The following is a 14,052-nucleotide window of genomic DNA, read 5'->3' on the forward strand; positions in this document are numbered from 1 at the left end:
TCAAAAAGAGAAAGACAAAAGCATTGAATCCTGTCTATATTTTATCCTTAAAGTAAAATTTTTTGAACGAAAAAAGTAAAAATACATTTAAAGAATCAAATGCTCCGGTAATTTTTTTACTTTTTTATCCCAAGAAATGAATATATCTTTTAAAATAGAAATACATATCCAGTTAATCTATTCATTATGATAACTTGTTTTAGGCTATAGAGTTGTACCTATTTTTCATATAAATCATATTCATTATTATTGAATTAATTTCTTTCTCATTTAACGATTCCCTTTATCCTATTTTTTTGATATAATAACCTTAATTATTGTTTTATAAGGAGGTTATATGCGCTTTAATCAATTCAGCTATTTAGCACTTCCAAGAAATACTATTTTATATGAATTAAAAAAGTATGGATTTGATTTTCCATCTGATATGGCAGATAAAAAGATGTTAGAGGCTTTTTTAAGTCGTTTCTTTTTTACTTATAAAGATAGTACCTATCCTCTATCCAGTTTGGCAGTTGATAAAGAAACTGACTTGCTGACATTTTTTCAATCAGAAGATGAATTGACAGCAGATATTTTTTATACTGTTGCTTTTCAACTTTTAGGCTTTTCTTATTTGGTTGACTTCGAAGACAGTGACGTTTTCCGTAAAGAAACTGGTTTTCCCATCGTATACGGTGACTTGATTGAAAATCTCTATCAGTTACTCAATACTCGGACCAAAAAAGGAAATCTCCTGATTGATCAACTGGTAAGTGACGGTCTTATCCCTGAAGATAATACCTATCATTACTTTAACGGTAAGAGTTTGGCTACTTTTTCTAGCCACGATGTCATTCGAGAAGTGGTCTACGTTGAGTCTCGTGTCGATACTGACCAAAAGGGTTTACCTGACTTAGTCAAGGTCAGCATCATTCGACCTCGTTTTGATGGACAGATCCCTGCTATCATGACAGCTAGTCCCTACCATCAGGGAACAAATGACAAGGCGAGCGACAAGGCTCTCTACAAGATGGAGGGCCAGCTTGAGGTCAAACCTGCTCACAAGATTGAGCTAGAAGAACCTCAACTAAATCTCGTCCAACCTCAAGGCCAAGCTGAGCTTGTGTCAGAAGCTGAGGAAAAGCTAACGCACATCAACGCTAGTTATACACTCAACGACTACTTCCTCCCACGAGGTTTTGCTAATCTCTATGTTTCAGGTGTTGGTACCAAAGACTCTACTGGTTTCATGACTAATGGAGACTACCAACAAATTGAGGCTTATAAAAATGTCATCGATTGGCTTAATGGCCGTTGCCGTGCCTTTACTGACCACACGCGCCAGCGTCAAGTAAAGGCTGACTGGTCAAACGGAAAAGTAGCCACAACTGGACTTTCCTATCTAGGTACCATGTCAAATGGTCTTGCTACTACAGGTATCGATGGCTTAGAGGTTATCATCGCCGAAGCTGGTATCTCCTCATGGTACAACTACTATCGTGAAAACGGTCTGGTGACCAGTCCAGGTGGCTATCCAGGTGAGGACTTTGACTCCCTTGCTGAACTAACCTACTCACGAAATCTCTTGGCTGGCGACTATATCCGAGGTAATGAAGCTCACCAAGCTGACTTAGAAAAAGTAAAGGAACAACTGGATCGCAAGACCGGCGACTATAACCAGTTTTGGCATGACCGCAACTATCTGCTCAATGCCCATAAAGTAAAGGCAGAGGTTGTCTTTACCCACGGTTCTCAGGATTGGAATGTCAAACCACTTCATGTTTACCAGATGTTCCATGCTCTTCCTGCTCATATCAACAAGCACCTCTTTTTCCATAATGGTGCCCATGTTTATATGAACAACTGGCAGTCCATTGACTTCCGTGAGTCCATGAATGCCTTATTGACTAAGAAATTACTGGGACAGGAAACAGATTTCCAACTTCCTACTGTCATTTGGCAGGACAATACAACCCCTCAGACTTGGTTATCACTTGATAACTTAGGTGGGCAAGAAAACTTTGAAACCTTCTCACTTGGTCAAGAAGAGCAAGTAATTCAAAACCAGTACTCAGATAAGGATTTTGAGCGTTATGGCAAGACCTACCAGACCTTCAATACGGAACTTTATCAAGGAAAAGTCAATCAGATTACCATTGACCTTCCTGTAACCAAAAATCTCCACCTGAACGGTCGCGCTCAGCTCAATCTTCGTATCAAATCCAGTACAAACAAGGGGCTCTTATCTGCTCAACTACTGGAACTTGGTCAAAAGAAATACCTACAACCTTATCCAGCTGTTTTAAGTGCTAGAACCATTGACAACGGCCGCTATCATATGCTGGAAAATCTCTGTGAATTACAATTTAGACCAGATGCACAACGAGTCGTGACAAAAGGTTACCTCAATTTACAGAATAGAAATGATTTACTGTTAGTAGAGGATATTAATGCAGATGAATGGATGGAGGTGCAATTTGAACTGCAACCAACTATTTACAAGTTAAAAGAAGGAGACACTCTCCGTTTAGTTCTCTATACTACTGACTTTGAAATCACGATCCGTGACAATACCGCTTACCACCTGACTGTCGATCTTGAACAGTCTACTCTTATCCTACCTTGTCAAAATGTATAAGGTACCTGACTTTCAATATGGAAGGTTTCTAAGGACAAGTCAATCCAAGACCCACTGACCTTCCTAGCATTAGAGACACCCACTTGAACAGTCGAAAAAAACTACAACTTGGTATCAAATCCAGTTCAAATTAAGGCTATTAGATGTCCTACTACTGGATCTTGAACAAAAGATACCGCCCCATAACCAACATGTGTGACCCTCTATCATACACGCTACCACACCACATGTTGGACAAACTCTGTGAATTGCCATTTGGCGTAAATTCACAACAAGTCGTGACAAAAAGCTACCCTAATTTAATGATTTACTGTTAGTAGAGAACAGCAATGTAGATGAACGAATAAATTTCTCATTTATCTGCACCCAACTAGTGACAAGTTAAAAGAAGGAGATTCTCTCCGTATCGTTCTAAATTACTACTGACTTTGAAATCATCATACGTGACAATACCGCTTACCACCCGACTGACGATCTCGTTCAGTCCACGCTTTCTGTACCTAGTACAAGGAGTAACATTATATGAATAAATCTGAACACCGACACCAACTCATACGAGCTCTTGTAACGAAAAATAAGATTCACACACAAGCTGAGTTACAAGCTCTTCTTGCTGATAATGACATTCAAGTTACACAAGCTACACTTTCGAGAGATATTAAAAGTATGAATCTCTCAAAGGTACGTGAGGAAGATAATTCCTACTACGTTCTCAATACTGGTTCCATCTCAAAATGGGAAAAACGTCTTGAAATCTACATGGAAGATGCTCTCGTCTTGATGCGCCCAGTTCAGAACCAAGTCCTGTTGAAAACCCTTCCTGGACTTGCTCAATCCTTTGGTTCTATCATTGATGCTTTGAACTTCCCTGACGCTATCGCTACCCTCTCTGGTGACGATGTCTGTCTGGTCATCTGTGAAGATGCAGAGGCTGCTCAAAAATGCTTTGAAGAACTGAAAAAATTCACCCCACCATTTTTCTTTGGTGAGTAAACAGAAACTAAACTCAAAATCTACAAAACTCTCAAAATTTTAAGCAGCAGTATATTGATGTCAGCTAACATCTGGAGAATACAATAGCTGATGCCCACTAAAAAGTAAGCTATGCATTTTAATAAAACAAAAGAGAGAAATCAATCTCATACTTAAGTACAAAAGCTCCCCTTATAGTTTCTAGTGAAAAATCAACCTTCACTAGAAACTATAGGGGGAGTCTTCATATATCTAAAAGAAATTCTAAATCCGTTTCATCTTGATATATAGTATAGTAGATTGAAATAAGATGTGAACAAGTTTATTGAGAAATTCAAATCAATTTTATGTTTTAGAAGTGGCATTGTACTATTCTAGATTAGATATACTATAATATAGAAAAAAGCCATCAAATGATGACTTTGTCAATGAATTCTCACGATTATCCTATCCAATTTTATCCTTTGTTTAACTCACTATAAGTGACATAGAGAAATTTATTGCTGCAATACTTTTCTTGGTTTGGTACCTTCAGCTGGACCGATGACACCTGCCATCTCCAGTTCTTCCATAAGACGAGTCGCACGGTTAAATCCAACTGACAAACGACGCTGAATCATGGATGCGCTGGCTTTCTGAGTCTCAATGACTAGAGCCTTGGCTTCTTCAAAAAGCGGATCTCCACCAGCTTCACCATCTGAAAATTCTCCTTCATTTTCAGAAACCTCACCTGGATCAAAACTCTCATCGTAGTCCGCATCTGCCTGAGCCTTGATGAAGTTTACGATGCGTTCAACATCATCATCCGAGATAAAGGAGCCTTGGAGACGAACTGGATGATTTTCATCAATCGGTTTAAAGAGCATGTCCCCTCGGCCAAGCAGTTTTTCTGCTCCATTTTCATCCAAGATAGTGCGGGAATCTGTACCTGATGATACCGCAAAAGCCACTCGAGATGGGACATTGGCCTTGATCAGACCAGAAATGACGTCAACGGATGGACGCTGGGTTGCAAGAATCATGTGGATACCTGCAGCACGCGCCTTCTGTCCTAAACGGATGATAGCATCTTCCACTTCCTTGCTTGCCACCATCATGAGGTCAGCCAACTCATCCACAATCACGACAATGAGAGGTAGCGGAATCTGCTTGTATTCAGACTGGGCATTAAACTCTTCTACCTTGGCATTAAAGCCTGCAATATTACGGACTCCTACCTTGGCAAAAAGTTCATAACGATTTTCCATTTCATCCACGACCTTTTGCAGAGCCTTGCTGGCCTTACGCGGATTGGTTACAACTGGAATCAAGAGGTGGGGAATATCATTGTAAACGGACAACTCAACCATCTTGGGGTCGACCATCATAAATTTGACTTGGTCAGGTCTGGCCTTCATGAGAATGCTAGCGATAATGCCGTTAACTGCTACTGACTTCCCTGAACCCGTTGAACCTGCAACGAGCAAGTGGGGCATTTTAGAAAGGTCAAAAGCTCTTGCGATGCCATTAACTGCCTTCCCTAGAGGAATTTCCAAAAGATTTTCTGCTTTCGTTTGAGATTGTTCCCATAGTTCGCGGAAAGAAACGGTTGCAATTTCAGAGTTAGGTACTTCTATTCCGACAAGAGATTTTCCTGGGATCGGTGCCTCGATTCGGACATCCTTGGCCGCCAAGGCTAGAGCGAGGTCGTCTGCCAGATTGGAAATGCGGTTGACCCGTACACCGACTGCTGGTTTGACTTCATACTTGGTCACCGATGGCCCAATTTCAGCCCGTTCAACTGTTACCTTGATACCAAAGCTAGCAAAGGTTTCTTCTAGAATTTTGATATTTTCTCGGACAATTTTCTTCTCTTTAGACTGATCCTTTGGTTTATCTGGAGCAAAGAGTTGCAAGCTTGGAAGTTTGTATTCAAGGGCTTCCTTAGCTGAAAAATCGACCTGAACATCTTCATCATCAGAACCGTCTTCCTGTTCAGGGAATTCCAGTTCAGTTTGAGGTAGGATGATTTCTGGTTCCACACACTCTTCTTCTGGAATAGGTGGAACGTCAATCACAACATCATCAGTCAGAATTTCACCCGTTTCCATATCAACAGGAGGCAAATCGAGTAAGGCTTTTTCAGTCTTTTCTTGTTCTAATCTAGCCTCTTCCTCAGCCTTTTGGCGAGCTTTTTCTTCTTGTTTGACAAAGCGTTCCTCTTTTCGATGCTCATGCCCTTCTCTCCATTTGGCAAATCCTCTACTGAAGAATTCAGCAATATCATAAACAGACCAAGGACTGATTAGGAGAGCGCCTGCTAAAATCAAGATAGAACCAATAAAGTAAGTACCGATATTTGAAAAAAGAAAGGCGGTTGGCATATAAAGAGCGACCCCAATCAAGCCCCCTCCAGCAAAACTGGTCGTTCGAAAACCAGTCAAATCCGTCACAACCTGAGCCATGGTTCCCTTTAGAACAGACTTGTCCAAGCCATATTTCCAAACTAAGTAGGCCTCAAAAATCAAGAGCAAACCTGTAAATATGGTGAAAAATCCAGATAGGAGTCCTTCCTGTTTTCGTATCCACTTGAAAAAGAAGAGATAGAGCAGGATGCCAAATATTGCCAGATAGGCTAGGCTACCCACCAGCAAGCGGATTAAATTGTAAAGGGTGATACCTGCAGCCCCTAATTTGAAGGCTGCGAAAATCAATAAAAACGCGATTCCCAACGAAATCAACATCCGTTGAATCGCTTCTTTTCTTTCGAGTTCTGCTTTTGACGGTCTCCGTCTTGTTTTACTTGTATTCTTGTTTGCCATTCTTCTATTATACCATATTTCACAGGCATTTCGGAAAGAGAAAAAGACTGCACCAAACGGTCCAATCTTTTCATTTTCTATCTAATTTTTATGCTTGTGGTTTGCGTAGGTAACCATAGACCACACCACTCACGATTGCTCCTACCAAGACAGAAACGAGGTAAAGGAGGGCATTTGAAGTAAGCGCAATAACGAAGATTCCTCCATGTGGCGCCATGAGTTTGATACCAGTAAGACCAACGAGGCCACCTGCTACTGCTGAACCAAGAATGAAGCTTGGGATAGCACGAGCTGGGTCAGCGGCACCAAATGGAATTGCTCCCTCAGTGATAAATGACAAGCCCATGATGATGTTTGTCAAACCAGAGTTGCGTTCTTCTTTAGTAAATTTATCTTTAAAAAGAAGAGTTGCAACGAAGATTGCAAGTGGTGGCACCATTCCTCCAGCCATAACTGCTGCCATGGCTACAGAACCACCTGAAGAAACAGTCGCTGCAAGCGTACCTGTACCAAAAACATAAGCCGCTTTGTTTACTGGTCCACCCATGTCAACAGCCATCATTCCACCAAGGACGATACCAAGAAGGACTGCTGAACCTCCTCCAAGACCACCTAGGAAGTCATTCATAGCAGTGTTGATTGCTGCCATTGGGATGTTCACAGCTAGCATGACAAATCCAGTCAAGATTGTTCCAAGAAGTGGCAAAAGAAGGATTGATTTTGCACCCTCAAGTGAACGAGGAACTTTAACGTATTTCTTGATAGCAAGAACCAAGGCACCTGCTATAAATCCACCCACAAGGGCACCTAGGAAACCAGATGAGACACCTGCAAGAGTTGAAGTTGCTTCACCACCTGCAGCATAAGGGATTTTACCAAAGGCAAAACCTTCTTTGGCAATGGCACCAGCCACAAAACCTGCTACCAAACCTGGTTTTTCAGCGATAGAGTAGGCAACATAACCCGCAAAGACTGGAAGCATCAAACCAAAGGCAGCGCCACCAATTTTCATGAACATAGAAGCTAGTTCATGGTAGGAACCAAGATTGCCAAGATTTTCATTCGGAACACCCAAAGCACCGTCAATCAAGAAGGCAAGGGCAATCATGATACCACCACCGATAACGAATGGCAACATTTGAGATACACCACTCATCAAGTGTTTGTAGAAGGCACCACCAAGGCTTTGTTTTTCGTTAGAGGCTGTTGTAGCTTTTGCTCCGTTTGCAGCACGATAAACTTCAGCATCTCCTGAAAGAGCCAAGTTTATTAACTCTTCTGTCTTACGGATACCGTCAGCAACTGGACGATTAATCAATGGTTTGCCATCGAAACGATCCATTTCAACCGCCTTGTCTGCAGCGATGATAACAGCTTTAGCCTTGCGGATGTCCTCAGCAGTTAGTTGGTTACCAACACCGCTAGCTCCGTTGGTTTCCACCTTAATTCCAACACCCATTTCAGCAGCCACTTTTTGAAGGGCTTCTTGGGCCATGTAAGTGTGGGCAATACCTGTCGTACAAGCTGTAACAGCTACGATAAAGTCACCAGTTTCATTTGCAGGCGCTTGAACAGGTTCCTCAGTTTTTTCTGAAGCTTGGTCAAAAAGCTCAATGACTTGGTCAGCTGATGTTGCTTGGCGAAGTTTGTCAGCAAAACCGTCTTTCATCAAGTATTGAGACAATTCTGCCAATGCTGCCAAGTGAGTATCATTGGCACCTTCTGGAGCTGCAATCATAAAGAAGAGGTCAGTTGCTTGCCCATCTAAGCTCTCATAGTCAACACCCTTGTTTGACTTAGCAAAGAGAACAGTCGCTTCTTTGACGGCAGCATTTTTACTGTGAGGCATTGCGATTCCGTCACCCAAACCAGTAGAAGTCAAAGCTTCACGCGCTAAAATTCCTTCTTTAAAAGTTTCAAAATCTGTCACATAACCGTGATCTACCAGACTTTTAATCATCTCTTCTATGACAGCAGTTTTTTCAGTTGCTTGCAAATCCAGCAACATGACATCTTTTCTCAATAGATCTTGAATTTTCATCGTTTTTCTACCTCAACTTTTTCATATGTTTCTTTAATAAAGTCCGCTGTTGCCAAGTCATCTGAGAAGGTGGTTGCCGTTCCACAAGCCACTCCCCATTTGAAGGCTTCTACCGCGTCTTTGGATTTGACAAATTCACCTGTGAATCCAGCTACCATAGAATCACCAGCTCCAACTGAATTTTTCACAGTTCCCTTGATTGGTTTAGCAAAGTAAGCTCCCTCAGATGTGACAAGAAGGGCACCGTCGCCAGCCATAGAGATAATGACGTTTTGAGCGCCTTTAGCCAGTAACTCACGAGCGTATTTCTCAATTTCATCTAAACTTTCGAGTTTAACCCCAAAAATCGCTCCAAGTTCATGATTGTTTGGTTTGACCAAAAGTGGCTGATAGTCCAAACTATCAATCAAGGTCTGTCCTTCAAAGTCACAAACAACTTGCGCACCAGTCTTGCGTGTCAAGGCAATCAAATCCTTATAGATGACATTGCCTAGATTTTTAGCACTTGAACCCGCAAAGACAACTGTATCATCTGCAGTTAAACTAGACAAAATAGCTTTCAATTCTTCTAACTGAGCCGGTTCAACAGTTGGACCCGTTCCGTTGATTTCTGTTTCTTGGTCCGCTTTAATCTTAACATTGATACGAGTATCTTCTGCCACTTGAACAAAGCGTGTTTCAATTTGCTCTTCTGCCAGAGTATCTGTGATAAATTTACCAGTAAAGCCACCGATAAATCCCGTCGCTGTATTTGAAATATCCAAACGTTTCAAGACACGACTGACATTGATTCCTTTCCCACCAGCAAACTTATCATCACTGTCCATACGATTGACACTACCGACTTGAACTTGGTCCAAACGAACAATATAGTCAATGGATGGATTGAGTGTGACTGTATAAATCATACTTCTATTACCTCCGTTTTCTCCTTAATAGCCTGCAAGAGATCATGCCCTTGGCTTGTGATAACAATAGCTCGCTTGAGTGGTGCTACCTTGGCAAAGCAAGTTTGTCCAATTTTAGACGAATCCACCAAGACATAGGTCTGTTTGGCATTCTCTAAAATAGCACGCTTCACAGCCCCCTCCTCCATATCAGGAGTCGTATAATAGCCATCGTCCACACCATTCATCCCGATAAAGGCACGGTCAAAGTGCAATTGGTTAATCTGGTTAAGAGCAACTCCCCCGATGCTCGCATCTGTCGCCATCTTGACACTTCCTCCAACCATGACAGTTGGAATCTGTTTTTCAACCAACTGAGCGGCATGGTGAATGGAGTTGGTCACGACTGTAACATTCTTATTAACCAATTCATGAATCAAAAAGGCAGTTGTTGTTCCAGCATCGATAAAGATGACATCTTGTTCCTTGATGAGAGAGGCTGCTTTCTGAGCTAGCAACTTCTTTTCTTGAAGGTTTTTGATAGATTTTTCTTGAATGGTTTCTTCTTCCTGCAAGGAGTGGGGTAATTCTGCTCCACCATGTACACGACGAAGCTTGTTTTCCGCTTCCAACTCATCCAAGTCTCTTCGAACCGTTGATTCTGATGTTTCTAGCAAACTAACTAATTTTTCTAGAGAAACTACATGATGTTGATGTAACTCCTCTAAAATCAGCTGTTTACGCTCTGTTTTTAACACTGAATCACCTCCTGTTATCGTTTACACTATTCATTCTATCACACTTTCTTTCAAAGTCAAGCATTTTTTACCATTTTCTTTCAAATTCTATCATTTTTCTTATTTCCAGAATTTTTATTGCAAGATAAGGTCCTTTATGGTAGACTATTTGAGTAGGTATTGGAAGATTACTCAAGAGGCTTAAGAGGCCGTGTTGGAAACGCGGTAGGCGTGTAACAGCGTGCGTGGGTTCGAATCCCATGTCTTCCGTTTATTTTAAAAAAGATACCCAAGAAATCGAGTCCACTGAAAAAATAGGTCTCTTACTTTTAATGAAATGAAAACCGGGGAATCTCTCGTTAATTTGAGCGAGTTCCTCGGTTATTTTGTATTTATTAAGGTCATAATTCGTTTCATATTGACCACGAAGATGGTTGTGGCTGCCTGTAACTCCATGCTGAAAAGACCCGATGCTCTCGCGACATCAAAGCCATGTCTCTGTTTTAGTTCGGCATTCTTTGCTTCGATTTTATAGCGATGTCTGGCCATTTCTTTAAAATAAGGTGTTTCCTGAAATTTCTTCTGGAAAAGATGGTCGTCACTCTTAATGGCTATTGAATAAGTTTTAGACTTTTCCCCCTCCTTATAACATCCTTCCTTGGAAAGGCAACTCTTGCACTTCTCAATGTCAAAGTAATGAGTGACAACTTGATTCTTATTTTGATATTTTTTCCCTGTCCTTGCTTTGCGAACAGCCATGTGTCCTTCTGGACAGACAAATAGCCCTGCATCTTTATTAAATTCAAACGCATCCTCTTCTTTACGGTAACCTTTTGAAACAGAAGGATTCAGTTTTGAAACCAAATGAATCTTTTCTTTGCGAGCTAGTTGAATGTTGTCCTTTCCTGAATAAGCCGCATCACCAATAATAGTCTCGATGTCCAGACTATTTTCCTTTGTTTTGGCATATAACTCAGGTAAATATTTCCCATCGCTTTGTTCACCAGAAGTGACCACGCAAGCAGTAATAATCCGTTCATCCGTCATAGCGATATGACTTTTATATCCATAGAAAGAGGTGTCGGCTGTCTTATGTCCAAGCCTAGCCTCCTCCTTAACAGAAGCTTCCAAATGTTCTAAGTCGTCCTCGACAGCCTCTTTTAGGTAATTGAACTTTTGAGAAACAGCCGGTAGGGCTAAGAGTTCCTTGTGTTTTTCAACCACAGCCATTAACTCCTCTGTATAGGTCAACTCTGCTTCGAGGTTATCTTCTTGAGGTTTCTTTGGAAATTCTATTTTGATATCTTCTGAATGTTGATAAATTGTTTTACGTAAAGCTTTTGAACGCTCTCTAAGGATTTCTTGGGGTTTCTTATGATTATAATGAGATTTGGTGTGAGTGGCATCCACAATGAGGATTTTACTCTTAATCAAGTTATGTTCGAGTGCAATTTGAACAGACTTCTGAATCAATACATCAAGCAGTTTATCATCTTTAATTCTTAGCTTTCTAAATTTCGTCAGAGAGGATGGCTCGATAACAGAATCTTCAGGAGCTAGACCAAGAAAAAATTTAAAGGCCATATCTGACAAGGAACGTCCTACCACATCTACATCTGATAACTTATAAATATCTTTTAACAAGAGATATTTGAATATCATAATCGGTGAATAAGCTTTACGCCCAAAATCGGGACGATAATTCTTTTCTAGTTCATCATAAATAAAGCTAAAATCACAGAGTTCAGTTAGCTGACGTAAAAAGTGGGTTTTAGGAACCACGATATCATACAAACTAGAATAAGGACTGACATCCATAGTTAACTGATTATCAAGCATCATCTCACCTCATCTCTAGTATAACAAAAAAGCCATCAATTTGATGACTTTTTCAGTAGACTCAAGAAATCTTGGGTATCTTTTTTCTTATATGCTTGTTTTATAACTCGGGTGAATTTCTTAGAAAATATCAAATAACAATTTCACATTGAGAATTGTTAAGATAATGGAAACGATATAGCCAAGGATGGTATTCCATTTGGCATTGGTAAATTCTCCCATCAGTGATTTCTTAGAAGTTAAATAAATCAAAGGGAAGATTGAAAACGGAAGAGCGATTGAAAGAAAGACCTGTGAATAGACCAATAATGAACTGCACCCCAAAAGTTAGACAGAAAAAATCTAACTTTTGGGGTGTTTTTATTATGAAATTAACTTATGATGATAAAGTTCAGATCTATGAACTTAGAAAACAAGGATATAGCTTAGAGAAGCTTTCGAATAAATTTGGTATAAACAATTCTAATATTAGATACATGATTAAATTGATTGATCGTTACGGAATAGAGTTTGTCAAAAAAGGAAAAAATCGTTACTATTCTCCTGATTTAAAACAAGAAATGATTCATAAAGTCTTACATGAAGGCTGGACTAAAGATAGAGTTTCTCTTGAATACGGCCTCCCAAGTCGTACGATACTTCTTAATTGGCTAGCACAATACAGGAAAAACGGGTATACTATTGTTGAGAAAACAAGAGGGAGAGTACCTAAAATGGGACGTAAGCCAAAAAAGAGACCTGAAGAGAGGACAGAATTAGAACGTCTTCAAGCAGAAAATGAGTACCTGAGAGCGGAGAATGCTATCCTAAAAAAGTTAAGAGAACTCCGATTGAAGGAGGAAAAAGAGAAAGAAGAAAGACAGAAATTGTTCAAGAATTAATGACTGAGTTTTCGTTAGATATTCTTCTAAAAGCCATTAAACTAGCTCGTTCGACCTACTACTATCACTTGAAACAGCTAGATAAACCAGATAAGGACCAAGAGCTTAAAGATGAAATTCAATCCATTTTTATCGAACACAAGGGAAATTATGGTTATCGTCGGGTTCATTTAGAACTAAGAAATCGTGGTTATCTGGTAAATCATAAAAGAGTTCAACGCTTGATGGAAGTACTCAATTTACAAGCTAAAATGCGACAGAAACGAAAATATTCTTCTCATAAAGGAGATGTTGGTAAGAAGGCAGAGAATCTCATTCAACGTCAATTTGAAGGCTCTAAAACAATGGAAAAGTGCTACACAGATGTGACAGAATTTGCCATTCCAGCAAGTACTCAAAAGCTTTACTTATCACCAGTTTTAGATGGCTTTAATAGCGAAATTATCGCCTATAATCTTTCAACTTCACCCAACTTAGAACAAGTAAAAACAATGTTGGAACAGGCATTCACAGAGAAGCACTACGAGAATACGATTCTCCATAGTGATCAAGGCTGGCAATATCAACACGATTCTTATCACCAGTTTCTTGAGGGTAAGGGAATTCAAGCATCCATGTCACGTAAGGGTAACAGCCCAGACAATGGTATGATGGAGTCCTTCTTTGGGATTCTGAAATCGGAAATGTTTTACGGTTATGAGAAGTCGTTTCAGTCGCTTAAGCAATTGGAACAAGCTATTGTAGACTATATTGATTACTACAACAATAAACGAATTAAGGTAAAACTAAAAGGACTCAGTCCTGTGCAATACAGAACTAAATCCTTCGGATAAATTGATTGTCTAACTTTTTGGGGTCAGTACACAAAAACCTTGATTCTATGCGTTTTATTGTGGGAAAATTTAATTTATTTTCTCTTGCAGTTGAGTTTTGTCAACCTCTTATATTTTTAGAAAAATCCTTTAATCTTTTCAACGAGACTATCTAGACCTTCTGAACCAGAAATCAATTGCTGAGCTTGGGAGAGGTATTCTCCAAGTTGTTCTTGATTTTCTGCAACAAATGTTTTTGCAGCTTCGAAATCTTTTGTTTCGATTAGTTCTTTTACTTGATTAAATAAATCTAATGGGTTCATCTTATTTCTCCTTTTCTATACTTAACTATTTAAGCATCTTTATGATAAAAAATCAACCCTAGCAAAATTTCTTTGAGAATGGATATCGTTTTCAATTTCCAGATGAAATAAAAGCCGTTACATGGTATAATAGAAGTAG

9 protein-coding genes, 1 tRNA gene and 1 pseudogene are annotated in these 14,052 nt (G+C 39.9%); 4 read left to right on the forward strand and 7 right to left on the reverse strand.

Annotated elements, in window-relative coordinates; translation table 11 throughout:
* Positions 1 to 337 precede the first annotated feature (337 nt).
* The gene (locus tag HT734_RS06500; RefSeq protein WP_061759052.1) at positions 338 to 2,620 is read left to right on the forward strand and encodes a Xaa-Pro dipeptidyl-peptidase; all 2,283 of its coding nucleotides are present in this window, start codon (positions 338 to 340) and stop codon (positions 2,618 to 2,620) included.
* A 522-nt stretch (positions 2,621 to 3,142) separates the two neighbouring features.
* Positions 3,143 to 3,613: an arginine repressor gene (locus HT734_RS06505; protein ID WP_061759051.1), complete on the forward strand. Its 471-nt coding sequence runs from the start codon at positions 3,143 to 3,145 to the stop codon at positions 3,611 to 3,613.
* 476 nt (positions 3,614 to 4,089) lie between these two features.
* On the opposite strand, the gene HT734_RS06510 is transcribed toward HT734_RS06505, so the two are convergent.
* From HT734_RS06510 to HT734_RS06525, 4 genes are all read right to left on the reverse strand, one after another.
* Positions 4,090 to 6,393: a DNA translocase FtsK gene (locus HT734_RS06510; RefSeq protein ID WP_345889922.1), complete on the reverse strand. Its 2,304-nt coding sequence runs from the start codon at positions 6,391 to 6,393 to the stop codon at positions 4,090 to 4,092.
* Between the two features lie 88 nt (positions 6,394 to 6,481).
* Positions 6,482 to 8,434 carry a fructose-specific PTS transporter subunit EIIC gene (locus HT734_RS06515; protein WP_173277719.1) on the reverse strand — a complete coding sequence of 651 codons (1,953 nt, stop codon included), beginning with the start codon at positions 8,432 to 8,434 and terminating at the stop codon, positions 6,482 to 6,484.
* A complete protein-coding gene (gene pfkB / locus HT734_RS06520) occupies positions 8,431 to 9,342 on the reverse strand; it encodes a 1-phosphofructokinase (protein ID WP_173277717.1) in 912 nt (303 codons plus the stop codon). Before pfkB ends, HT734_RS06515 begins: the two co-directional genes overlap by 4 nt.
* Positions 9,339 to 10,079 carry a DeoR family transcriptional regulator gene (locus HT734_RS06525; RefSeq protein ID WP_173277715.1) on the reverse strand — a complete coding sequence of 247 codons (741 nt, stop codon included), beginning with the start codon at positions 10,077 to 10,079 and terminating at the stop codon, positions 9,339 to 9,341. The genes pfkB and HT734_RS06525 overlap by 4 nt, the downstream gene beginning before the upstream one ends.
* A 161-nt stretch (positions 10,080 to 10,240) precedes the next feature.
* On the opposite strand from HT734_RS06525, the gene HT734_RS06530 reads away from it, so the two are divergent.
* Positions 10,241 to 10,328 (forward strand) — tRNA-Ser (locus tag HT734_RS06530).
* Between the two features lie 111 nt (positions 10,329 to 10,439).
* Here the strand turns inward: HT734_RS06530 and HT734_RS06535 are convergent.
* Positions 10,440 to 11,897 (reverse strand): IS1182 family transposase, encoded by a 1,458-nt coding sequence (locus HT734_RS06535; RefSeq protein WP_173277781.1) that lies wholly within the window; start codon positions 11,895 to 11,897, stop codon positions 10,440 to 10,442.
* A gap of 120 nt (positions 11,898 to 12,017) precedes the next feature.
* Positions 12,018 to 12,206: pseudogene (locus HT734_RS06540) on the reverse strand (divalent metal cation transporter); the annotation flags it as partial.
* 56 nt (positions 12,207 to 12,262) lie between these two features.
* Between HT734_RS06540 and HT734_RS06545 the strand changes: the two are divergent.
* Positions 12,263 to 13,611 (forward strand): IS3 family transposase gene (locus HT734_RS06545; RefSeq protein WP_124788370.1). Its coding sequence is split into 2 segments (ribosomal slippage): positions 12,263 to 12,704 and positions 12,704 to 13,611, totalling 1,350 coding nucleotides; the frame shifts between segments, so codons are not numbered across the junction.
* A gap of 116 nt (positions 13,612 to 13,727) precedes the next feature.
* On the opposite strand, the gene HT734_RS06550 is transcribed toward HT734_RS06545, so the two are convergent.
* Entirely contained in the window at positions 13,728 to 13,913 is a 186-nt protein-coding gene (locus tag HT734_RS06550; protein WP_033680097.1) for a hypothetical protein, read from the reverse strand.
* Positions 13,914 to 14,052 lie beyond the last annotated feature (139 nt).

This window comes from Streptococcus sp. k-90 (assembly GCF_013277565.1).
In the GTDB taxonomy this organism is placed as follows: Bacteria; Bacillota; Bacilli; order Lactobacillales; family Streptococcaceae; genus Streptococcus.

What these genes read in the sequence shown, in the direction of transcription:
- HT734_RS06500 (WP_061759052.1), top strand. Translation starts at nt 338, where the DNA reads ATGCGCTTTAATCAATTCAGCTATTTAGCACTTCCAAGAAATACTATT.
- HT734_RS06505 (WP_061759051.1), top strand. Translation starts at nt 3,143, where the DNA reads ATGAATAAATCTGAACACCGACACCAACTCATACGAGCTCTTGTAACG.
- HT734_RS06510 (WP_345889922.1), bottom strand. Translation starts at nt 6,393, where the DNA reads ATGGCAAACAAGAATACAAGTAAAACAAGACGGAGACCGTCAAAAGCA.
- HT734_RS06515 (WP_173277719.1), bottom strand. Translation starts at nt 8,434, where the DNA reads ATGAAAATTCAAGATCTATTGAGAAAAGATGTCATGTTGCTGGATTTG.
- pfkB (WP_173277717.1), bottom strand. Translation starts at nt 9,342, where the DNA reads ATGATTTATACAGTCACACTCAATCCATCCATTGACTATATTGTTCGT.
- HT734_RS06535 (WP_173277781.1), bottom strand. Translation starts at nt 11,897, where the DNA reads ATGCTTGATAATCAGTTAACTATGGATGTCAGTCCTTATTCTAGTTTG.
- HT734_RS06550 (WP_033680097.1), bottom strand. Translation starts at nt 13,913, where the DNA reads ATGAACCCATTAGATTTATTTAATCAAGTAAAAGAACTAATCGAAACA.